Origin of the sequence: Phreatobacter sp. (assembly GCF_051860605.1) — a bacterium.
Classification (GTDB): Bacteria; Pseudomonadota; Alphaproteobacteria; order Rhizobiales; family Phreatobacteraceae; genus Phreatobacter.
In genome coordinates this window covers 397,976-418,135 of sequence record NZ_JBHYDR010000001.1, presented here as the reverse complement: position 1 = coordinate 418,135, position 20,160 = coordinate 397,976, and the positions used below count along the sequence as shown (strand labels likewise).

22 protein-coding genes are annotated in these 20,160 nt (G+C 70.3%); 8 read left to right on the top strand and 14 right to left on the bottom strand.

The features are described 5' to 3' along the window. Nucleotides 1-109 precede the first annotated feature (109 nt). Together ACTIFS_RS01935 and ACTIFS_RS01930 are read right to left on the bottom strand one after the other, a co-directional pair. Nucleotides 110-1,162 (bottom strand): ABC transporter substrate-binding protein, encoded by a 1,053-nt coding sequence (locus ACTIFS_RS01935; protein WP_439572341.1) that lies wholly within the window; start codon nt 1,160-1,162, stop codon nt 110-112. Between the two features lie 207 nt (nt 1,163-1,369). Continuing rightward, entirely contained in the window at nt 1,370-2,185 is an 816-nt protein-coding gene (locus ACTIFS_RS01930) for a DUF3108 domain-containing protein (protein ID WP_439572340.1), read from the bottom strand. Nucleotides 2,186-2,359: 174 nt separating this feature from the next. On the opposite strand from ACTIFS_RS01930, the gene ACTIFS_RS01925 reads away from it, so the two are divergent. After that, the gene (locus ACTIFS_RS01925) at nt 2,360-4,066 is read left to right on the top strand and encodes a heparinase II/III family protein (protein WP_439572339.1); all 1,707 of its coding nucleotides are present in this window, start codon (nt 2,360-2,362) and stop codon (nt 4,064-4,066) included. 134 nt (nt 4,067-4,200) lie between these two features. After that, complete coding sequence (gene purH / locus ACTIFS_RS01920) at nt 4,201-5,802, top strand: bifunctional phosphoribosylaminoimidazolecarboxamide formyltransferase/IMP cyclohydrolase (protein WP_439572338.1); 1,602 nt, start codon at nt 4,201-4,203, stop codon at nt 5,800-5,802. Nucleotides 5,803-5,820: 18 nt separating this feature from the next. On the opposite strand, the gene ACTIFS_RS01915 is transcribed toward purH, so the two are convergent. Genes ACTIFS_RS01915 through ACTIFS_RS01905 form a run of 3 tightly spaced genes read right to left on the bottom strand, consistent with a single transcriptional unit; the run spans nt 5,821 to nt 7,513 of the window. Beyond that, complete coding sequence (locus tag ACTIFS_RS01915) at nt 5,821-6,270, bottom strand: NfeD family protein (RefSeq protein ID WP_439572337.1); 450 nt, start codon at nt 6,268-6,270, stop codon at nt 5,821-5,823. A gap of 1 nt (nt 6,271) precedes the next feature. Next, entirely contained in the window at nt 6,272-7,252 is a 981-nt protein-coding gene (locus ACTIFS_RS01910) for an SPFH domain-containing protein (RefSeq protein ID WP_439572336.1), read from the bottom strand. A 27-nt stretch (nt 7,253-7,279) separates the two neighbouring features. Continuing rightward, entirely contained in the window at nt 7,280-7,513 is a 234-nt protein-coding gene (locus tag ACTIFS_RS01905) for a hypothetical protein (protein WP_439572335.1), read from the bottom strand. 12 nt (nt 7,514-7,525) lie between these two features. Here ACTIFS_RS01905 and ACTIFS_RS01900 point away from each other — a divergent pair, with 12 nt between their 5' ends. From ACTIFS_RS01900 to ACTIFS_RS01885, 4 genes are read left to right on the top strand one after another with little or no spacing between them, the layout of a single operon-like run. Continuing rightward, a complete protein-coding gene (locus ACTIFS_RS01900) occupies nt 7,526-8,494 on the top strand; it encodes a metal ABC transporter solute-binding protein, Zn/Mn family (protein ID WP_439572334.1) in 969 nt (322 codons plus the stop codon). Nucleotides 8,495-8,504: 10 nt separating this feature from the next. Continuing rightward, nucleotides 8,505-9,257, top strand: coding sequence for a metal ABC transporter ATP-binding protein (locus ACTIFS_RS01895; RefSeq protein ID WP_439572333.1), 753 nt, complete (start codon nt 8,505-8,507; stop codon nt 9,255-9,257). A gap of 6 nt (nt 9,258-9,263) precedes the next feature. Continuing rightward, the gene (locus ACTIFS_RS01890; protein ID WP_439572332.1) at nt 9,264-10,160 is read left to right on the top strand and encodes a metal ABC transporter permease; all 897 of its coding nucleotides are present in this window, start codon (nt 9,264-9,266) and stop codon (nt 10,158-10,160) included. Further along, a complete protein-coding gene (locus ACTIFS_RS01885) occupies nt 10,160-11,056 on the top strand; it encodes a metal ABC transporter permease (protein ID WP_439572331.1) in 897 nt (298 codons plus the stop codon). Before ACTIFS_RS01890 ends, ACTIFS_RS01885 begins: the two co-directional genes overlap by 1 nt. On the opposite strand, the gene ACTIFS_RS01880 is transcribed toward ACTIFS_RS01885, so the two are convergent. Beyond that, nucleotides 11,037-11,282 (bottom strand): RDD family protein, encoded by a 246-nt coding sequence (locus tag ACTIFS_RS01880; protein ID WP_439572330.1) that lies wholly within the window; start codon nt 11,280-11,282, stop codon nt 11,037-11,039. The two genes, ACTIFS_RS01885 and ACTIFS_RS01880, sit on opposite strands and share 20 nt — an antisense overlap. A gap of 154 nt (nt 11,283-11,436) precedes the next feature. Between ACTIFS_RS01880 and hemH the strand changes: the two genes are divergently transcribed. Then, entirely contained in the window at nt 11,437-12,477 is a 1,041-nt protein-coding gene (gene hemH / locus ACTIFS_RS01875; RefSeq protein ID WP_439572329.1) for a ferrochelatase, read from the top strand. Nucleotides 12,478-12,489: 12 nt separating this feature from the next. Here hemH and ACTIFS_RS01870 read toward each other — a convergent pair whose 3' ends face one another. Together ACTIFS_RS01870 and ACTIFS_RS01865 are read right to left on the bottom strand one after the other, a co-directional pair. Beyond that, complete coding sequence (locus tag ACTIFS_RS01870) at nt 12,490-13,053, bottom strand: HNH endonuclease (RefSeq protein ID WP_439572497.1); 564 nt, start codon at nt 13,051-13,053, stop codon at nt 12,490-12,492. A gap of 146 nt (nt 13,054-13,199) precedes the next feature. Further along, entirely contained in the window at nt 13,200-13,901 is a 702-nt protein-coding gene (locus tag ACTIFS_RS01865) for a DNA-3-methyladenine glycosylase family protein (protein ID WP_439572328.1), read from the bottom strand. Between the two features lie 21 nt (nt 13,902-13,922). Here ACTIFS_RS01865 and gluQRS point away from each other — a divergent pair, with 21 nt between their 5' ends. Further along, nucleotides 13,923-14,840 carry a tRNA glutamyl-Q(34) synthetase GluQRS gene (gene gluQRS, locus ACTIFS_RS01860; protein WP_439572327.1) on the top strand — a complete coding sequence of 306 codons (918 nt, stop codon included), beginning with the start codon at nt 13,923-13,925 and terminating at the stop codon, nt 14,838-14,840. On the opposite strand, the gene ACTIFS_RS01855 is transcribed toward gluQRS, so the two are convergent. The 6 genes from ACTIFS_RS01855 to ACTIFS_RS01830 are packed head-to-tail and all read right to left on the bottom strand — an operon-like array spanning nt 14,837 to nt 20,019. Further along, entirely contained in the window at nt 14,837-16,030 is a 1,194-nt protein-coding gene (locus tag ACTIFS_RS01855) for a phosphopentomutase (RefSeq protein ID WP_439572326.1), read from the bottom strand. The two genes, gluQRS and ACTIFS_RS01855, sit on opposite strands and share 4 nt — an antisense overlap. Nucleotides 16,031-16,033: 3 nt before the next feature. Continuing rightward, nucleotides 16,034-17,359 carry a thymidine phosphorylase gene (deoA, locus tag ACTIFS_RS01850; protein WP_439572325.1) on the bottom strand — a complete coding sequence of 442 codons (1,326 nt, stop codon included), beginning with the start codon at nt 17,357-17,359 and terminating at the stop codon, nt 16,034-16,036. Further along, a complete protein-coding gene (gene deoC / locus ACTIFS_RS01845; protein WP_439572324.1) occupies nt 17,356-18,090 on the bottom strand; it encodes a deoxyribose-phosphate aldolase in 735 nt (244 codons plus the stop codon). The genes deoA and deoC overlap by 4 nt, the downstream gene beginning before the upstream one ends. Then, complete coding sequence (locus ACTIFS_RS01840; protein WP_439572323.1) at nt 18,087-18,884, bottom strand: purine-nucleoside phosphorylase; 798 nt, start codon at nt 18,882-18,884, stop codon at nt 18,087-18,089. Before ACTIFS_RS01840 ends, deoC begins: the two co-directional genes overlap by 4 nt. Next, complete coding sequence (locus ACTIFS_RS01835; protein WP_439572322.1) at nt 18,881-19,282, bottom strand: cytidine deaminase; 402 nt, start codon at nt 19,280-19,282, stop codon at nt 18,881-18,883. The genes ACTIFS_RS01840 and ACTIFS_RS01835 overlap by 4 nt, the downstream gene beginning before the upstream one ends. Next, nucleotides 19,279-20,019: an MBL fold metallo-hydrolase gene (locus ACTIFS_RS01830; protein WP_439572321.1), complete on the bottom strand. Its 741-nt coding sequence runs from the start codon at nt 20,017-20,019 to the stop codon at nt 19,279-19,281. The genes ACTIFS_RS01835 and ACTIFS_RS01830 overlap by 4 nt, the downstream gene beginning before the upstream one ends. Nucleotides 20,020-20,160: the final 141 nt, after the last annotated feature.

Sequence of the window (20,160 nt, the reverse complement as noted above, 5' to 3'; positions counted from 1 at the left end):
GGCAGCGGGCCGGACAGGTGTCAGGCAGAGGAGTGGGGCAGGAGCATTCCCGCCCCCGCCCTGTCGGCGATGCAAGGCCCGGACCAGTCGCCCGGGCCGGGGCGGCCCGTCAGGCCATGCGCCGGTCGGCCGCCGGCGGCAGCAGGTCGGCCAGGAACACGTCCTCGACCTTCGGCTTGTTCTTGTAGGTGAAGGTCAGGCCGATCTGGTCGATCGCCTTGGCCATGCGTGCCGGGTCGATGCCGCCGAGCCCATTGGCCTTGACCCAGGGCGTCATCACGTAATTGTCGATGCACATCTTGAGACGCTCCGCCTCGGTCTCCTGGCGCGCGACGTCGTTGCGCGCGAGCACCAGCCGGGTGGCCGTGGCCTGGTCGGCGATGCAGTCGCGGATGCCCTTGACCACCGCACGGTTGAAGGCCGCCACCGTGTCGCGCTTGTCCTTCAGGAAAGCCGGGCTCGGCATCAGCACGTTGCCGTAGAGCTCGACGCCATAGTCGAACATGTGCAGCACGATGATGTCGGCATCCGGCACGCCGCGCGACTTGAGGTTGATATAGGAGGAATGGGCGAAGCCGAAGATGGCGTCCACCTCGCCGGAGGCCAGCATGGGCTCGCGCACGGGGAAGCCGACATTCTCGAAGCGCATCTTGGAATCGTCGAGATTGTTCACCGCCTTGAAGATCGGCCACTGGGCATAGGCGGCATCCGGGGCGGGCGCGCCGAACTTCTTGCCTTCCAGGCTCTTCACGTCGGCGGTGATGCCGCGCGAGCGGCGCCCGACGATGGAGAAGGGCGGCCGGTCATAGACCATCATGACCGCCTTGAGGTCGACTGTCGGGTTCTCGTCGCGGAACCGGATCATCGAGTTCACGTCGCCGAAGCCCATGTCATAGGTGCCCGAGGCTACGCGCGTGACGCCCTCGCGCGAGCCGGACGCCGCGTCGATCGAGACGTTCAGCCCCTCGGCGCGGAAATGGCCCTTCTCGGCCGCCATCAGGAACAGGCCGGCCGGGCCCTCGAAGCGCCAGTCGAGCGTGAAGCGGACATTGGTGGTGGCCTGGGCATGCACCGCCGGTGCGAACAGCGGCACAAGCGCTGCTGCGCCGGCGATCTTCAGGGCATCTCGGCGGGTCGGACGGGTGCGCGGGAACTCGGTCATGGCTTGGCCCTTGAGGATGGTGGCGCGGACAGCCCGGCCTTGCGGCGGGGCCTACGGCAGACGCTCCCGTCTCAGGGGGTCGCGCCGCGATATGGCCAACTCAGCAAAGACCATGCCGTAACGGACGGCAACCTATTTTTGAGGCAGTCCAGACAGGATGCCCGGCCGCGCGGCACGCAGGCCAGAAAACAGGCAGACGCAGCCCGCTCAGCGCCGCACGGAGGCGGTGGCGGCCGGCGCACCCAGCTCGAGACGGGTCGCCTGCACCTCGGCGAGGCCGACCGGCGTGCGGATGGTGATGCGCGCGGGCACGAGCGCGCGCGTCCCGGCGATCGGCGCGAGCCAGATCTGCATGTCCCGGTTCGCTTCCATCGGGGCCGATACCGCCGGACGGTGCCCGGCAATCGCCCGGTAGCGGGCATTGCAGACGACGACCGGACCGTCATATCCGGCCACCTGCAGGCGATCGAGCCGCTCGAAGGTGAAGGTCAGGTCGTAGCGCTGGCGGCCGTCGAAGACCGGAAAGGTGCGACCGCAGGCCGCAGCGGCAACCGTCGGCCCCGAACCGGGAACGAAGAAGATGCCGGCGGCCAGCGGATCGAGCACGCCCTGGCGGTGAGAGGCGGTGAGCGGCACCTGGTCCGGCGCGTCGGGGCGGGCCGGCTGGGCGCTGAGCGAGGTCACGCTGCCGCCCTGGATGGCCATGCGGATGGCCTCGTTCTGCTGGGTCGTGGCGAGGTTCAGCGTATAGCTCGACGGCATCGCGCGGCCATTCGCCACCCGGCCCGAAGCCGAGGCGGTGCCGCGTCCGGATGCCACGAGGCGCGAGACGCCGGACAGCCGGAGCGAGACCGAGGCCTGGTAGCTGGTCGCCGAGAACCGGCCCTCGAAGCCGGCAAGGCCGACCTGCAGGCCGCCGATCAGGATTTCATAGCGGCCCGATGCCGATTCGGACGCTGCGACCGGCGAGGCCGCGGCAGCGAACAGGGTGAGACCGAGGACGACAGCCGAGCGAGGCAGCACACTGAACTCCATCACCATGGCGCCTTGCCCCCGTCGCGCCGATGGACCGCATGAAAGCCTGCAAGTGGTTAATGCCTTGGAAACAGGGCCGTGCATTGATGGTGGCAAGAGCCTGCCCGGACGGTTTCCTGCGCGGGGGGCCGGTGAGCGGCAGGCGGGCCGGAGGGGACGACCGTGGCGGCAAGGCCGGCAACATGGCTTGCCCGGAGCGCAGCCGGTATCGGGCTCGGCGCGGCCGATCTTGCACGCAGCGTCGGCAGCTGGCCCGGCCGGCTCGCCCTGTCCCGCTTTTCCATCACCGGCGAGCGCATGCCGGCCATCCTGTTCGCCCCGCAGGACCTGCGCACGACCGACCCGGTGCGCGCCGACGAACTGGTGCAGGGGCTGTTCACCTTTGCCGGGCGGTCCGTCGATGCCGCCGACCCCTTCCGGATCGACCCGCCATCGCCGGAATGGCTCGACATGCTTGCCGGCTTCTCCTGGCTGCGCCATCTGCGGGCGGCCGGCACGTCCGAGACCTCGGCAGCGGCCCGGCGCCTGGTCGACGCCTGGCTGGCGGCGCAGCGGCGCGGCCATCCGCCGGGCATCCGTCCGGCCGTGCTTGGCGAGCGGCTGCGCTCCTGGCTGGCCGCGTCCGGCCAGTTGCTGGGCGATTCGGACCGCGCCTTCTACCGCCGCTTCGCCCGCTCGCTCTGGTTCCAGACGCGCACGCTGGAGGCTCATCTCCCCGCCGTGCCGCCGGGCATTCAGCGTCTCGATGCCCTGATCGCCCTGGTCACCGCCGGCCTGTGCCTGGAGGGCGAGGAGACCCTGCTGCGCCGCACCTCGCGGCTGCTCGGCGCCGAACTCGACCGGCAGATCCTGGCCGATGGCGGCCATGTCAGCCGCAATCCTGCCGTGCTGGTGGGTCTGGTTCTCGATCTCCTGCCGCTGCGCCAGCTGTTCTTCGCCCGCAACGAGACCCCGCCCGCCGCCACCCTCACCGCCGTCGATCGGATCATGCCGATGATCCGCTTCCTGCAGCTCGGCGACGGCACGCTCGCCCGCTTCAACGGCATGGGCCCGACCGCCATCGACCAGGTCGCCACGGCCCTCGTCTATGACGGGTCGCGCGGCCAGCCCGGGCCCAGCGCACGCCAGAGCCGCTACGAGCGGCTGCAGGCCGGCGCGACCATCGTCCTTGCCGATTGCGGGCCGCCGCCGCCGCTCGCCCTCGCCTTCGAGGCCCATGCCGGCTGCCTTGCCTTCGAGATGTCGGTCGGCCGCCAGCTGGTGGTGATGAATTGCGGCGCCCCGCCGACCGGGCAGGCCAACTGGCGCCAGCCGGTGCGGCTGACCCCGGGCCACTCGACCCTCTGCATCGGCGACCGGTCCTCCGCGGAGTTCCTGACCGTGCCCCACCGCGGCAGCGCGCTTGCCGCCGGACCGCGGTCGGTGCCGGTGGAGCGCAGCGAGCGCGTCCTGTCGGCCCGCCACGATGGCTGGCGCGACCGGCTCGGGCTCGTCCATGCCCGCCGGCTGGCGCTCTCGGAGGACGGCACGATCCTCGACGGCGAGGACCGGATCGAGGGCGAGGCGGAGCCCTTTGCCCTGCGCTTCCACCTCCATCCCGCCATCCAGCCGATCGCCACCGAACAGGGCCTTGCCGTCCTGCTGCGCTGGGCCGGCGGCGAGGTCTGGGCCTTTGTCGCCGACCGACCCGTCGCCATCGAGGAGAGCGTGGCGGTGGCGGTTCCCGACGGTCCGCGCCGCAGCTTCCAGCTGGTCGTGGCGAGTGCCTCGCCGGCAGCTGGCGAGGTGGTGGCCTGGTCCTTCCGCAGGCTGAACCGCGGCGACAACCCCGCCCCGCCCGAAGACAGCGCGCCGACCCTGCCCTTCTGAGCCGCCGACAGCCGTGCACAAGTCGGCAGGGTGGTTTCGGCGCCGCGACGGCCGTGCTAAGGCGCGCGCAATATCCCCGACCCGATCCTGCCGGTGCCGCCCCCGCGGCCGCCCGCCCCGTTCCGGAGCCCGCCGTGTCCGCCGCCGACCTGCCGATTGCCCGCGCCCTCCTGTCCGTCTCCGACAAGACCGGCCTCGTCGATTTTGCCCGCGACCTGGCCGGATTCGGCGTTGCCCTCGTCTCCACCGGCGGCACCTACAAGGTGCTCAAGGATGCAGGCCTCGCCGTCACCGAGGTTGCCGACCTCACCGGCTTTCCGGAGATGATGGACGGCCGCGTGAAGACGCTGCATCCGAAGGTGCATGGCGGGCTGCTGGCCATCCGCGGCAATGCCGAGCACGAGGCGGCGGCGAAGGCCCACGGCATCCTGCCGATCGACCTGCTCGTGGTGAATCTCTACCCCTTCGAGGCGACGATCGCGCGCGGTGCCTCCTGGGACGACACGATCGAGAATATCGACATCGGCGGCCCGGCCATGATTCGCGCCGCCTCCAAGAACCACGAGGCCGTGACGGTCGTCGTCGATGCCGCCGATTACGGCGCGGTCATCGACGCCATGAAGGCGCATGGCGGCGCGACGACGGCGGACCTTCGCCGGCGCCTTGCCGCCAGGGCCTATGCCCGCACCGCCGCCTATGACGCGGCCATTTCCAACTGGCTCTTCGACCGGCTCGGCGAGACGGGAACCCCCAGCCGCGCCTTCGGCGGCACGCTGGCGCAGGGGCTGCGCTACGGCGAGAACCCGCACCAGTGGGCGGCCTTCTACAAGACCCCCCAGAGCGGAGCGCCCCGGCCAGGCGTCGCCTCCGCCCGCCAGTTGCAGGGCAAGGAACTGTCCTACAACAACCTCAACGACACCGATGCCGCCTATGAACTGGTCGGCGAGTTCGACCCCGCCCGCACCGCGGCGGTCGCCATCATCAAGCACGCCAATCCCTGCGGCGTGGCCGAGGGGCCGGATCTGCTGGCGGCCTATGAGAAGGCGCTCGCCTGCGACCCCGTTTCGGCCTTTGGCGGCATCGTGGCGCTGAACCGCACGCTCGACGCCGAAGCCGCACGGCGGATCGTCGAGATCTTCACCGAGGTGATCATCGCGCCCGATGCCACCGACGAGGCCAAGGCGATTGTTGCCGCGAAGAAGAACCTGCGTCTGCTGCTGGCCGGCGGCCTGCCCGATCCGCGCGCGCCCGGAATGACCGTGAAGACCGTGGCCGGCGGCCTGCTGGTCCAGTCGCGCGACAATGCGGTGGTCGATGACCTCGACCTCAGGGTGGTGACCCGGCGGGCGCCTTCGGAACAGGAACTGGCCGACCTGCGCTTCGCCTTCCGCGTCGCCAAGCACGTCAAGTCGAACACCATCGTCTATGCGAAGGACGGCGCGACGGTGGGGATCGGCGCCGGCCAGATGAGCCGCGTGGACTCGGCCCGGATCGCGGCCCGCAAGGCCGAGGACGCCGCTCAGGCCGGCGGCTGGACCGTGCCGCTGACGAAGGGTTCCGTGGTTGCCTCGGACGCCTTCTTCCCCTTCGCCGACGGGCTGCTGGCCGCCGTCGAGGCCGGCGCCACCGCGGTGATCCAGCCGGGCGGCTCCATGCGCGACGGCGAGGTGATCGCCGCCGCGGACGCCGCTGGCCTTGCCATGGTGTTCACCGGCGTGCGGCATTTCCGCCATTGAACGGCGGGGCGAAGCCGGTCAGGCCGGCTCCACCATCAGCACCGCCCCCTCATAGCCGGTGACCCGGACGCGCGACCCCGAAGCCAGATCCGGGCCGGTGACGGTCCAGACCGAATCGGCGATGCGCACCCGCCCGCGGCCCGACTGGATCGGCTCTTCGAGGACGAATTCCCGGCCGACCATCGCGTCCAGCCGGCGGTTCAGGCCGGGCTGGTCGGTGACCGTATCGACCGAACCCTTGACCAGCCGGAACCAGGCATAGACGCAGGCCAGCGCCAGCACGCTGAAGACCGCGAACTGGACCTGCCAGGGTGCGGGCACCAGGATGAACAGCACGCCTGTGGCGGCAGCCGCCGCGCCGAGCCAGATCAGCAGATAGCCCGGCACGATCAGTTCCAGCGCCATCAGGAGCGCCGCCAGCGCGATCCAGCTCCATGCGCCCCAGCTTTCCAGCGTGGCAACGATCATCTCAGCCTCCCGCCGGCGGCACCGAGCCGCTGCGAACGGGTGGCCTGCTGGTCGCCCCGCCCTCGCCGAAGGCCGTCTTGGCGATCTCGGCGATGCCCGCCAGCGAGCCGAGCACCTGCGTCGTCTCGACCGGCAGGATCAGCGTCTTCTGGTTGGGCGACAGCGCCAGCGCCTCCAGGGCCTTCAGATATTTCTCGGCGACGAAGTAGTTGACCGACAGGGCATTGCCGCCGGCAATCGCCTCCGACAGCATCTCGGTGGCGCGCGCCTCGGCCTGGGCCTGGCGCTCGCGCGCCTCGGCGTCGCGGAATGCCGCCTCCTTGCGGCCCTCGGCTTCCAGGATCTGCGACTGCTTCTCGCCCTCGGCGCGCAGGATCTCCGACTGGCGCTGGCCCTCCGCCTCCAGGATCACCGCGCGCTTCTCGCGCTCCGCCTTCATCTGTCTGGCCATCGCCGCGACAAGGTCGTTTGGCGGCGCGATATCCTTGATCTCGATGCGGTTGACCTTGATGCCCCATGGCGCTGCGGCCTGGTCGACGACCCGCAGCAGGCTCTCGTTGATCGTGTCGCGATTGGACAGCAGGGCATCCAGGTCCATGGAGCCCATGACCGTGCGGATATTGGTCATGGCCAGGTTCATGAGCGAGGATTCCAGCTGGGTGATCTCGTAGGACGACCGCGCGGCGTCGAGCACCTGGAAGAACATCACGCCGTCCACCGTCACCTTGGCATTGTCCTTGGTGATCACCTCCTGGCTCGGCACGTCGAGCATCTGCTCCATCACGTTCACCTTGTGGCCGATGCGGTCGATGAACGGGATGATGAACTGCAGGCCCGGCGGCAGCGTACGGACATAGCGTCCGAACCGCTCGACGGTCCATTGGAAGCCCTGCGGCACCGTCTTGATGCCGGCAAACAGGAACAGGATGGCAAGGATGACGAGGGCGATCAGTGCGATGTCGCTGCCGACGAACGAGAACATGGGACCTCTCCGCTGCGGAATGCGAGCCTAGGACGGCGTCGGCAAAGGCTCAATGACCGACTGTGCCAGACTTGGCGCCGGACCGGAGGCGGCCGCAATCCCCGCATCCTGCGCCGCAGAGGGAGCCTTGGCCACATTGCCCGCCAATGCTGCGCCATGCGGCCGGATGTTTCGCGGGCCGTTGTTGCGAATGCCTTGCAACAAGCTTGACAGCATCCGTGGCAGATGTAATTCTTGCAAATGATTTGCAATCGCGTCCATGCGAGGTGCCCGATGACCGTCCTGATCGACCGCCGTGCCCTGCTGGCCGGTGCCGCGGCCCTTGTCGCCGCCCCAGCCATGGCCCAGGGCGGCGCCGAGCCCCTGCGTGTGGTCACCACCACGGCCATGCTGGCCGACACCGTGGCCATGCTGGCGGGCGGGCGCGTGCGCGTCGAGGCGCTGATGGGCGAGGGCGTCGATCCGCATCTCTACCGCCCCACCCGCGCCGACATCGTGAAGCTGACCCAGGCCGATCTCGTCATCGCCCACGGCCTCAGCCTCGAGGCCCAGTTCCGCGAGACCTTCACCCAGCTCGCCCGCCGCCGGCCCGCGGTTCTCGCTGCCGAGGCGATCGCCAGGGACCAGCTGCTGAAGGACGACGAACAGCCGGACAAGCCCGATCCGCATGTCTGGATGGATCCGAAGCTGTGGACCGTGGTGGTCCGCGCGGTCTCGGAAGCGCTGGCTGCAGCCGCCGTCCCCGGCCGCCAGCCGGCGCGCCCCGACCTCGATCCGGTGCTCGCCAAGATGGAGGCGCTCGGCACCTATGCTGGCCAGGTACTGGCCAGCGTGCCGAAGCCGCGACGGGTGCTGGTGACCGCCCACGACGCCTTCGGCTATCTCGCCCGCGCCTATGACTTCGAGGTTCACGGCATCCAGGGCCTGTCGACCGAGAGCGAGGCCGGCCTCAAGGCCATCGAGGCGACGGTCGATCTCGTCGTCGAGCGCCAGCTTCCGGCCCTGTTCGTGGAAAGCTCGGTCTCCGACCGCAATGTCCGCGCGGTGATCGAGGGCGCGTCCCGGCGCGGCCACCGGGTGGTGATCGGCGCCGAACTGTTCTCCGACGCCATGGGCCGCCCCGGCACCTATGAGGGCACCTATGTCGGCATGATCGACCACAATGTCACCGCCATCGCCCGCGCGCTCGGCGGCGAGGCTCCCGAAAAGGGCATGTCCGGCCGGCTGGCGCTGGCTGGCTGAGACTGTCACCATGCTCGCCCGCACGCCTCCGGATAGCCTTCTGACCATGGCCGACCCGCTCGTCGTCGAGAACCTGTCGGTCGCCTACCGGGGCGTTCCGGCACTTCAGGACGTCAGCTGGACGGCCCCGGTCTCGGGCCTTGCCGCCATTGTCGGGCCGAACGGCGCCGGCAAATCCACGCTGGTCAAGGCGATCCTCGGCCTTGTTCCCTCGACCGGCCGCGTGACCGTCGGCACCCGTCCCTTCGAGGCCGTGCGCGACGCCACCGCCTATGTGCCCCAGCGCGCCTCGGTGGACTGGGACTTTCCGGCAACGGCGCTCGACGTGGTGCTGCAGGGCATGGTGCGCGAGGCCGGCTGGCTGCGCGCCTATGGCCGGACCCGCCGCGACAAGGCGCTCGCCCTGCTCGATCAGGTCGGCCTTGCCGATCTCGCCACCCGCCAGATCGGCCAGATGTCCGGCGGCCAGCAGCAGCGGGTGTTCCTCGCCAGGGGCCTTGCCCGCAATGCCCGCATCCTGTTCCTCGACGAGCCGCTGGCGGGCGTCGATGCGGCCTCCGAGCGGATCATCCTCGATGTCTTCGACCGGCTCGACCGCGACGGCCGGCTGGTCATCTGTGTCCACCATGACCTCGGAACCGTCGCCGAGCGCTTCGCCCATGTGCTGGTGCTGAACCGGCGGGTGATCGCGTCCGGACCGGTGAGTCAGGCCTTCACGCCGGAGACGCTGGCCCGCGCCTATGGCGTGCCGCTGGCAATCTGACCGACGATGGACCGTTTCCTCGCCGACCTGATGCGCGTGCTCGCCTTCGAGGCGGGGTTCAACACGAGCGTCGTCATGCTCGGCGCGGCGGCCCTGGGCGCTGCGGCCGGGGCGGCGGGCACCTTCGCCATGCTGCGCGGACGGGCGCTGGTCTCCGACGCGGTCGCCCATGCCACCCTGCCGGGCATCGCGTTGGCCTTCCTGATCGCGGCACTGCTCGGCCGGTCCCCGCGCGAGCCGGGCTGGCTGATGGGCGGGGCGGGCCTTGCCGCCCTTGGCGCGCTGGCCGCCGTCAACTGGCTCGGCCGCCGCCCGAAGGTCGGCGCCGACACGGCCACCGCCGCCGTTCTCGCCTGCACGTTCGGCCTCGGGCTCGCGCTCATGTCGGTCGTCCAGACGCTGGGAACCGGCCGGCAGGCGGGGCTGGAACAGCTTCTCTTCGGGTCGGCCGCGGCCATGCTGCCGCACGAGGCCTATGCCATGGCCGGCCTTGCCGTGCTCGTCCTTGCCGCTGTCGCGCTGGTGCTGAAGGAACTCTCCGCGGTCGCCTTCGATCCGGATTTCGCGCGGGCCTCCGGCCTGCCGGTGGACCGGCTGGACAGTCTCGTCGCGCTGATCGCAGCCGTGGTGGTGGTTGCCGCCCTGCCGGTTGCCGGCTTCATCCTGGCCGTCGCCCTGGTGGTCATTCCGCCGGCCGCCGCACGCTTCTGGACAGACCGGGCGGGGCTTGTCGTGGCGATCGCGGCAGCATTCGGCGCGGCCTCCGCCTTTTTCGGCGCGGCCATCTCGGCGGTTGCCGCCGACACGCCGACCGGCCCCGCCATCGTGCTGATGGCCAGCCTCGTCTTCGCCGTCAGCCTGGCTTTCGGCCGCGCCCGCGGCCTCGTCGGGGGGCGGGCCTGATGGCCGAGTTCTGGACGGTCGATTTCGTTCCCCTGCTGGCGGCAAGCCTTGCCGCAATGGCCTGCGCACTGGTCGGCAATCTGCTGATCCTGACGCGGCAGGCCATGGCGGCCGATGCGCTGAGCCATGCGGTCGTGCCCGGCGTGGTCATAGCGGTGGCCGTGACCGGCCTGTCCGGCAGCCTTGTCGTGCTGGCCGGCGGCCTTTCGGCCGCCTTCGCGGCCAGCGCCCTCACCGGCTTCCTCACGCGCGTCGGCAAGGTGGAGCCCGGCGCTGCGCTTGGCATCGTCTTCACCTCGTTCTTCGCCTTCGGCATCCTGATGCTGGAGCGCACCGGCCTCGCCCAGACCGGCTTCGACATCCACCACGTCATCACTGGCTCGCTGGAGGGCCTGATCTGGATTCCCGGCGATGCCGCCGCCGGGTCGCTGGTTGCCCGGCTCATGACCCTGCCGCAGGTGGTCTTCGAACTGGCCCTCGTCCTGGTGCTGGTGGCGGGCATCCTGTTCGCGCTGCGCAAGGAACTGGCGCTGGTCGCCTTCGATCCCGTCTTCGCGCGGGCAAGCGGCCTGCCTGTCGGCCTGCTCGACGCCGCCCTGCTGGCGGCCACCGCGCTGGCCTGCACGGCCGCGTTCAAGTCCGTCGGCGTGGTTCTGGCGGTGGCCATGTTCGTCTGCCCGGCAGCGACCGCCCGGCTCGTCACCACGCGCCTGTCGCACCAGATGGCGCTGTCGGTGGCGATCGCGCTGGCGACCGTGTTCGCCGGCTATGCCGCTGCGGCGCTCGGGCCCTCGCTGTTCGGCTCGGGTCTGGCGCTGAACGCCGCCGGAACGATCGGTGCGACAGCCGGCCTCGCCCTGGCCGCGACCGCGGCCTTCAGGGCGAGACCCGCATGATGCGCTTGCCGATCGTGCCGCCGATATAGCGGTTGGCGCCGATCACATAGGCCGCCAGAACGACGAACAGCAGGATCGCCCGCCAGCCCTGGAGGCTGAAGCCCTTGTCGGTAGCCCCGCCGAAGATCAGGCCGATGACATAACCGAAGACCAGGAAGCCGCCGAAAATGTCGATGAGATAGGCGACCACCACCCGCCAGGTTGCCGTCCTTGTCGGTTCCGCCATGGCAAAGCCCTCCTGCCCCGTCTGGCGACTATCGCGGCCGCCCCGGCTGCGGTCAAATCCGCACGGGCTGCGGCCGCGTATCCCTTTCCACCCCTGCCGTTCCGGCGTATCAGCACCGCTGACTTCCCGTTCCGGACCCGAGAGTCCTTCAGCCATGCGTCACATGAAGCTTCCGGCCGGCCACGTGCCGGTCAAATCGGGCCGCATCGGCGTGCTGCTGATGAATCTCGGCACGCCGGACGGCACCGACTACTGGTCCATGCGTCGCTACCTGAAGGAGTTCCTCTCCGACCGCCGGGTGATCGAGACGCCGCGCGCCATCTGGTGGCCGCTGCTCAACCTCGTGATCCTGCAGACCCGCCCCCAGAAGAAGGGCAAGGACTACGCGACCATCTGGAACCGCGAGAAGGACGAGAGCTTCCTCAAGACCATCACGCGCAACCAGGCCGAGAAGCTCGCCGGGTATCTGGCCACCGTCAGCGGCGATATCGTCGTCGACTGGGCGATGCGCTATGGCAATCCGGCCATCGCGCCAGCGGTGAAGCGCCTGCTTGACCAGGGCTGCGACCGCATTCTCGCCGTGTCGCTCTATCCGCAATATGCCGCCGCGACGACCGCCACCGCCAACGACCACCTGTTCCGCGCACTCATGGACATGCGCTGGCAGCCGACGGTGCGGATCGCACCGCCCTATCACGACGATCCCGCCTATATCGACGCCATCGCCGGACAGATCCGCGAGCACCTGGCCTCCCTCGACTACGAGCCCGAGGTGATCCTCTGCTCGTTCCACGGCGTCCCGCAGAAATATCTGGAACAGGGCGACCCCTATTACTGCCACTGCCACAAGACCTGGCGGCTGCTGCGCGAACGGCTCGGCATGAGCGAGGAGAAGCTGATGCTGAGCTTCCAGTCGCGCTTCGGGCCGGACGAATGGATCAAGCCCTATACGGATGCCACCGTGGAAGACCTGGCGAAAAAGGGCGTGAAGTCGCTGGCGATCATCGCGCCGGGCTTTTCGGCGGACTGCCTGGAAACGCTGGAAGAGCTCGATGGCGAGAACCGCCACATCTTCGAGGGCAATGGCGGGGAAAAGTTCACCTATATCCCGTGTCTGAACGAGAGCGAGGCGGGCATGTCGGTGATCCGCGCCGTGGTCGATCGCGAGCTGAGGGGCTGGGTCGAGACGCTGTAGCGGCGCGGTCGCTCAGGGCTCCAGCTCGGTATCCCAGTAGAGATAGTCCATCCAGCTTTCGTGCAGGTAATTGGGCGGGAACAGACGCCCGTTGGCGTGCAGGTCCTGGATCGACGGCGCGAACGGATATTGCATCGGCTGCATGCCGGATTCACGCACGGTCTTGGAGCCCTTGCGCAGGTTGCACGGCGAGCAGGCCGCCAGCACGTTCTCCCAGGTGGTCTGGCCGCCCTTGGAGCGCGGCACCAGATGGTCGAAGGTGAGGTCCTCGCCCGCGCCGCAATACTGGCAGCGGAACTTGTCGCGCAGGAACACATTGAACCGCGTGAAGGCCGGATTGCGGCTCGGCTTCACATAGGTCTTGAGCGAGACCACGCTCGGCAGGCGCATCTCGAAGCTCGGCGAATGGATCGCCTTGTCGTAATTGGACACAACCGTCACCCGGTCGAGGAAGACGGCCTTGATGGCATCCTGCCAGGACCACAGCGACAGAGGGTAGTAGCTCAACGGCCGGTAATCCGCGTTGAGCACCAGGACTGGCCATGCCCCGGGAGAGACGGGCGTCGATCCCGCCAGCGCCCCGGGTGATACGGCGACCGTCAAGAGCTTACTCCTTGCGATCGGGCAATCCGCGATTCGCGGACCGCGATATGAGGCACGCCTTCAATACTATGGGCAACGTGTCGGTCTTGTGAAGTGCCGCCCGGACATCGTCCGGCCGGTCAGACCGGCACCGGCTCGGCGATCCGCCCCTGCCGCCGGGCGCCATAGGCGGCCCAGAGCAACCGCGCAGCAACCGCCCGGAACGGCCGCCATCGCTCGCCGATCGCCGCCATCGCCTTCGCGTCCGGACGGGCGCCGAGGCCGAGCAGATCGGCTGCCGCCTGCTGCAGGGCGATGTCGCCGGCCGGCCAGGCATCGGCATGGCCGAGGCAGGAGAGGAGATAGACATCGGCCGTCCAGGGGCCGATTCCCTTCACTTTGACCAGCAGGGCATGGGCGGCGTCGGCCTCCATCGCGGCCAGCGTATCGAGGTCCAGCGAGCCGTCGCGCACCGCTTCCGCCACCGCCCTGAGCGTGCGCACCTTCGGCCGCGACTGTCCGGCGGCGCGATAGTCCTCATCGCTGGCGCCCGCCAGCCGCTCGGCCGTGATGGCGCCGAACACCTGTTCCATGCGCGCCCACAGCACGCGCGCGGCCCCCGTCGAGATCTGCTGGAACACGACGATGTGAGCAAGGCCCGCAAGCCCCGGCGGCCGGCGGCGCAGCGGCGGCGCACCGAGTTGCGCATGAAGCCCGGCCATCAGCGGACAGGCCTGGCCCAGCGCCCTGAGCGCGGCGTCCAGATCCGCCTCGCTGTCGATGCGGCACGGCGGCGGGCTGGTCATGGCGTCTGCCCCGGCGGGCGCTTGCAGGATCGGCATGGAGCCATCATAGGCAGGTCCATGGCCGCGCCGCACCCTAAGGACCCCGGGACCCGATCGACTGCTGCCGTGCTGCGTTTCGCGCCGAGCCCCAACGGCCTCCTGCATCTGGGCCACGCCCTCAGCGCCTTCGAAAACCGGGCGATGGCCGACAGGCTGGGCGGACGCCTGCTGCTGCGCATCGAGGATATCGACACGACGCGCTGCCGGCCGGACTTCGAGGCGGCGGCACGTGAGGACCTAGCCTGGCTCGGCCTTTCCTTCGATGGGCCGGTGCGCCGGCAATCCGATCATTCCGACGCCTACCGGGCGGCCCTCGACCGGCTCGACGCCATGGGGCTGATCTTCGCAAGCTTCGAGAGCCGCTCCGAACTGAAGGCGCTTGCGGACCGCCGCGAGGCGGAGACCGGCCACCCCTGGCCGCGCGACCCGGACGGCGCGCCGCTCTATGCGGGCCGCGGCCGCAGCCTGTCACGGGAAGCCCGCTCAGGTCTGATCGCCGCGGGCCAGCCCCATGCCCTGCGGCTCGACATGGCCGCGGCTCTCGCCCGCATCGGCGCCCCGCTTGGCTGGACCGAGGTGGACGAAGCCGGCCGGCCGGCACGCGAGGTCATCGCCCACCCGGAGCGCTGGGGCGACGTGGTCCTGGCCCGCAAGGATGTCGGCACCAGCTATCACCTGTCCGTGGTGGTCGACGATGCCCTGCAGGGCGTGACCCATGTCGTCCGCGGCCTCGACCTCATCGAGGCCACCGCCGTCCATCGCCTGCTGCAGGACCTGCTCGGACTGCCGGTCCCGCTCTACCGCCACCACCGGCTCATCACCGGGCCCGATGGCCGCAAGCTCTCCAAGAGCGAGCAGGCGACGGGCCTGAGGGCCCTGCGCGGGGCCGGGGCAACGCCCGCCGATGTCCGCCGGATGATCGGCATCGACAGCTAGAAGGGCGTTCCCGCGCCCTTCCAGTGAAGGCCGAGATGATCCGCGACCGTCGCCGCGATGTCGGCGAAGGTCGCACGCGCGCCGATCGGCCCCGTCGGCTGGCCCGGACCGAAGGCGAGGATCGGCACATGCTCGCGCGTGTGGTCGGTGCCGCGAAAGGTCGGATCGCAGCCGTGGTCCGCCGTGATCACCGCGAGATCGCCGGACCGGAGCATCGCAACGAGTTCCGGCAGGCGGCGGTCGAAGGCCTCGAGCGCCCGGCCATAGCCGTCCGGATCGCGGCGATGGCCAAAAAGGGAATCGAAGTCGATGAAATTGGCCATCAGCAGGCCGCCCGCATCCAGCCGGGCGAGCCCCTCCAGCGTGCGGTCGAAAAGGGCTGCGTTGTCGGCCGCCTTCAGCACCTCGCCCGTGCCGGAATGGGCGAAGATGTCGCCGATCTTGCCGACCGTGATGACCTGCCGTCCCGCAGCCGTGGCGACGTCGAGAAGCGTCGGTGCATGCGGCGGCACGGCATAGTCGCGCCGGTTCGGCGTGCGCGTGAAGCCGGCCTCTGCCGTTCCGGTAAAGGGTCGCGCGATCACCCGGCCGATGGCGAGCGGGTCGCACAGGCGGCGCGCGAGGATGCAGAGCGTGTGGAGCCGCTCCAGCCCGAAAGCCTGCTCGTGGGCGGCGATCTGGAGCACGGAATCGGCGGAGGTGTAGAGGATGGGCTTGCCCGTCGCGACATGCTCGGCGCCGAGCCACGCGATGATCTCGGTCCCGGAGGCGTGGCAATTGCCGAGAATGCCGGGCAGTCCGCCCTCGGCGATCAGCGCGTCGGTCAGCGGCTGCGGCAGGGCCGGAACGCTTCGCGGGAAATAGCCCCAGTCGAAGGTGACCGGCAGGCCGGCAATCTCCCAGTGGCCGGACGGCGTGTCCTTGCCCTTCGAGCGCTCGATGCCATAGCCCCAGCGCGCGCCGGGTGACGCAGGCCGCGAGAGACCCGGCGGCAACCGCCCGGTGGAGGCCTCCGCCGCAAGCCCCAGCCCGAGGGCATCGAGGCACGGCATCGCGAGTGGCGTTCCTTTGCCGGCAAACCGCTCAGCCACATGGCCGAGCGTATCGGCGCCGTCATCGCCATAGGCGCCGGCATCGGCGCTGGCACCGATACCGACCGAGTCGAGGACGAGGATGAGCGCCCGCGCCATGGGTCAGCCGGCGATCCGCGCCTGCACCAGCGCGCCGACCACCGCTCCGCCCTCGCCGAGGGTCACCGCGCGCTCCACCATTCGCGCCGCGGCCTGCATGGTCGCCGCGTCGCGCCCATGGATCATGGCGAGCGGCTGGCCCGCCTCGACCCCGTCGCCGAGCGCGACCAGGTCGGTGAGCCCGACCGCATGGTCGACGGGATCGGCGGCGCGGGTCCGGCCGCCACCGAGCGCCACCACGGCCATGCCGATGGCACGCGTGTCGATGGCCGTGACCGTGCCGGCAGCCGGCGCCGGGACGGGCGTGACCAGCGGCGCGCGCGGCAGGTGCTTGTCGGGATGCTCCATCAGGTCGTGCGGCCCGCCCAGCAGCGCCACCATGCGCTGGAAGGCCTCCGCGGCCCGGCCATTGGTCAGCACGCGCTCCAGCTTGCCATGGGCGGCGTCGGGATCCGGCTCCAGCCCGCCGAGCACGAGCAGTTCGGCTGCCAGCGCCATCGTGACCCCGTGCAGGCGCGAGTCCCGATGGCGGCCGTCGAGATAGTCGATCGCCCAGCGCACCTCCACCGCATTGCCTGCCGCATTGGCCAGAGGCTGATCCATGGGGGTGACGAGGGCGACCGTTGGAAGGCCGGCACCGGTGGCCACCATCGCAATCGTTTCGGCCAGCGCCCGCGCGCGTTCGAATTCCGGCAGGAAGGCGCCCGAGCCGGTCTTCACGTCCATGACTAGCCCCGACAGACCGGCGGCCAGTTTCTTCGACAGGATGGAGGAGGTGAGCAGCGGGATGGTCTCGACCGTCGCGGTGACGTCGCGCACGCCGTAGATCACCCGGTCGGCCGGAGCGAGACTGTCGGTCTGGCCGATGATGGCGCAGCCGGCATCGCGGACCACCTTGCGGAAGCGGTCGAAAGCCGGCTTCGCATCGTAGCCGGGAATGGATTCCAGCTTGTCGAGCGTGCCGCCGGTATGGCCGAGCCCGCGCCCGGAGATCATCGGCACGAAGCCGCCGCAGGCGGCGACCATCGGCGCCAGCATCAGCGAGACCGTATCGCCGACGCCGCCCGTCGAGTGCTTGTCGAGCACGGGCCCGTCGAGGCCGGCGGCGGACCAGTCGAGCGTTTCGCCGGAGGCGGTCATGGCGCGGGTCAGAGCCACGATCTCGCCCGGCTCCATGCCGCGGAAGAACACCGCCATGCAGAAGGCGGCAACCTGCGCCTCGGTCACCCGGTCCTCGCCGATGCCGGCAACGAAGGCGGCGATGTCGTCCGGGCCGAGCGTGCCGCCGTCGCGCTTCAGGCGGATGATTTCCTGCGGGATGAAGGTCATGCCGGCTCCCCAGCCTCGAGCAGCGCATCGAGAAGGCCCGAGGCCCCGAACCGGAACGTGTCGGGGCTTGCCCAGTCCGGACCCATGATCGCATCGGCAAGGTCCAGATAGGCCGCACTGTCGGCCAAGGTCCGGATGCCGCCGGAGGGCTTGATGCCGACCGGCCGGTTGGCCGCCCGGATCTCCTCCAGCATGATGCGCACCGCCTCCGGTGTGGCGGAGACCGCGGTCTTGCCGGTGGAGGTCTTGATGAAGTCCGCGCCCGTGCCGATGGCGATGCGCGCCGCCTGGCGCACGAGGTCGGGATGCGCCAGTTCGCCGGTCTCGAGGATCACCTTGAGCGTGCGGCCCGGCGGCATCACCGCTTTCACCGCCCCGAGCAGGGCGCCCACCACCTCGGCATGGCGATCCTTCAGCGCGCGCCACGGCATGACCACGTCGATCTCGTCGGCGCCGTCCAGCAGCGCATAGCGGGCCTCGTCGGCCGCGCGGATCACGTCGTCCCCGCCGCCGGGAAAATTAACCACTGTCGCCACCCTGATGCCGGTGCCCTTGAGCAGGCGTCGGGCCTGCGGGACGAACCCGGCCCACAGGCACACGGCCGCGACCGGTCCGAGCGGCGTCATGGCCCGGGCGCACAGGCGCTCCACCCCCGGCTCGTCGAGCCCGTTCGACAGGTCGGTGAGGTCGACAAGCGCCACGGCACGGCGCGCATGCTCGGCCGGTGTCACGGCGGCCCCTCCATCAGGAAGCCGCGGATCACCGCCTCCATCGCCGCACCGCCCCGGAGCGCGGCGGATTTCGTCTCGGCGTGGGACGGCGCCTCGGGCGCGAGCCCGGCGGCAAGGTTGGTGATGAGCGACAGGCCGGCAACCCTCAGGCCGGCATGGCGGGCGAGGATGACTTCGGGGACGGTCGACATGCCGACCGCGTGGGCGCCGAGCACCTTCAACGCCCGGATCTCGGCGGGCGTCTCGAAGCTCGGCCCGGTCACCCAGGCATAGACCCCCTCGAACAGGGCGGTGCGGGTACGCGCCGCGCCGTGGGCGATGCGTTCGCGCAGGGCCGGGTCGTAGGCATCGTTCATCGGCACGAAGCGGCTGTCGCCGGTCTCGCCGATCAGCGGATTGGGCCCGAACAGGCCGATATGGTCCTCGATCACCATGACGCTGCCGGGCGGCATGTCGGGGCGCAGCGATCCGGCGGCATTGGTGAGCAGGAGGGCGGCAACGCCGAGATCGGCCAGCGCATCGACCAGCGGCTTCATGGCCCGCGCATCGCCGTGTTCGTAGGTGTGGGCGCGACCCTGGACGAGAACCACGCGCCGGCCCTCGATGCCGCCGATGACCAGCCGACCGGCATGGCCGGAAACGCCCGCCTGCGGAAATCCGGGAAGGTCGGCGAAGGGGATGGCCACCGCCTCCTCCGCGGCATCGGCGAGGCCGCCGAGCCCCGTGCCGAGCACGATCGCCGCGTCGATCGGCGCCGTTCCGGCCATGCGGCGGATGAGGGCGGCAGCGTTCATGCGAGATGGTCCGGGCCGAAGGCATGGGGCAGAAGCTCGCCGAGCGTGTGACTGGCCCTCAGCCCCTCCGGCCCCGCCGCATGGACCGGAACCGCGGCGGCCGCGAATTCGCGCAGCCGCTGGCGACAGGCGCCGCAGGGCGTGCAGGGCTCGGCTCCCTCGGAATAGACCAGCACCGCGGCGATCTGCCGGTCGCCGGCCGCGACCATGGCCGAGATCGCCCCCGCCTCCGCGCAGGCGCCGACCGGATAGGCGGCATTCTCGACATTGCAGCCGACATGGATGGCGCCGGAGGCGGCGCGGATGGCCGCGCCCACCCGGAAGCGGGAATAGGGCGCATGGGCCCGCGCCTGCACCGCGCGGGCCGCCTCGAACAGGGCGGCAAGCTCGGGCCTCATAGGGTCAGCACCATACCGTCCTCGGCGCAGGTGGCGCCGGTCTCGGCCCGCCGCTCGAGCATCTGCGGACCCATATGGGTGAGCACGATCCGCCCCGCCCTGAGGTCGGGCAGCCGCGCGGACAGGCTCTGCCAGTCGAGATGGTTCTTCAGCGGCATGTCGTAGGTATAGCATTCGCACAGCAGCAGGTCGGCCCCGTCGGCCAGCGGCACGAGGCTCTCGGTCCAGCTCGTGTCGCCCGAAAAGGCGAAGACCTTGCCATCCGCCGCGATCCGGTAGCCGAGGCAGGGTCCCGCGCGCTCGTCATGGACCATCGCGAAGGCCGTGATCGCGGCGCCGGCAACCGTGCCCGGCGCGTCCGGCATGATCTCCTGCCAGGTGATCTCGAACGGCCAGCGATTGGTCGAGAAGCCGGGGAAGGCGGCTTCCGTCACCGTCCGGGCCCGCTCCTCGATGCCGCGCGGGCCTGCGATCACCAGCGGCGCCTGCCGGCGCGAGACGAACAGCGCGTCGAGCAGGAAGAACGGCAGGCCACCGAAATGGTCGCCATGGAAATGGGTGAACAGGATGGCGGAAATGGCGTTGCGGTCGATGCCGGCCCGGTTGAGCGCCAGCAGCGAGGTTGCGCCGCAATCGACCAGCAGGGTGGTGCCATCGTCGCGCACGAGGTGCAGGCATGTGGAATAGCGGCCGCCGGAGCCGAAGGCATCGCCGGAACCGAGAATGGTGATTCGCATGGGAGACAGTCCTTGGCGCGGGATTCAGGGCGTCGGGGCCGCGTCCATCGCGCCGCAGCCGGGCATTCCAGCCGACGTCGGGGTCCCGGCGGGAAGGGAGCGGCCAGTCTGGCATGCCCGCCGCCGCTGTCCAGAGGCGAA

Bases quoted from the DNA above. Each gene is read 5' to 3' on its own strand.
- ACTIFS_RS01895 (WP_439572333.1), top strand. From the start codon at position 8,505: ATGCTCGCCCGCACGCCTCCGGATAGCCTTCTGACCATGGCCGACCCG.
- ACTIFS_RS01835 (WP_439572322.1), bottom strand. From the start codon at position 19,282: ATGAGGCCCGAGCTTGCCGCCCTGTTCGAGGCGGCCCGCGCGGTGCAG.
- hemH (WP_439572329.1), top strand. From the start codon at position 11,437: ATGCGTCACATGAAGCTTCCGGCCGGCCACGTGCCGGTCAAATCGGGC.
- gluQRS (WP_439572327.1), top strand. From the start codon at position 13,923: ATGGCCGCGCCGCACCCTAAGGACCCCGGGACCCGATCGACTGCTGCC.
- ACTIFS_RS01855 (WP_439572326.1), bottom strand. From the start codon at position 16,030: ATGGCGCGGGCGCTCATCCTCGTCCTCGACTCGGTCGGTATCGGTGCC.
- ACTIFS_RS01910 (WP_439572336.1), bottom strand. From the start codon at position 7,252: ATGTTCTCGTTCGTCGGCAGCGACATCGCACTGATCGCCCTCGTCATC.
- ACTIFS_RS01840 (WP_439572323.1), bottom strand. From the start codon at position 18,884: ATGAACGCTGCCGCCCTCATCCGCCGCATGGCCGGAACGGCGCCGATC.
- ACTIFS_RS01880 (WP_439572330.1), bottom strand. From the start codon at position 11,282: ATGGCGGAACCGACAAGGACGGCAACCTGGCGGGTGGTGGTCGCCTAT.
- deoA (WP_439572325.1), bottom strand. From the start codon at position 17,359: ATGACCTTCATCCCGCAGGAAATCATCCGCCTGAAGCGCGACGGCGGC.
- ACTIFS_RS01885 (WP_439572331.1), top strand. From the start codon at position 10,160: ATGGCCGAGTTCTGGACGGTCGATTTCGTTCCCCTGCTGGCGGCAAGC.
- ACTIFS_RS01935 (WP_439572341.1), bottom strand. From the start codon at position 1,162: ATGACCGAGTTCCCGCGCACCCGTCCGACCCGCCGAGATGCCCTGAAG.
- ACTIFS_RS01865 (WP_439572328.1), bottom strand. From the start codon at position 13,901: ATGCCGATCCTGCAAGCGCCCGCCGGGGCAGACGCCATGACCAGCCCG.
- ACTIFS_RS01905 (WP_439572335.1), bottom strand. From the start codon at position 7,513: ATGGACGCGATTGCAAATCATTTGCAAGAATTACATCTGCCACGGATG.
- ACTIFS_RS01890 (WP_439572332.1), top strand. From the start codon at position 9,264: ATGGACCGTTTCCTCGCCGACCTGATGCGCGTGCTCGCCTTCGAGGCG.
- ACTIFS_RS01915 (WP_439572337.1), bottom strand. From the start codon at position 6,270: ATGATCGTTGCCACGCTGGAAAGCTGGGGCGCATGGAGCTGGATCGCG.
- ACTIFS_RS01830 (WP_439572321.1), bottom strand. From the start codon at position 20,019: ATGCGAATCACCATTCTCGGTTCCGGCGATGCCTTCGGCTCCGGCGGC.
- ACTIFS_RS01900 (WP_439572334.1), top strand. From the start codon at position 7,526: ATGACCGTCCTGATCGACCGCCGTGCCCTGCTGGCCGGTGCCGCGGCC.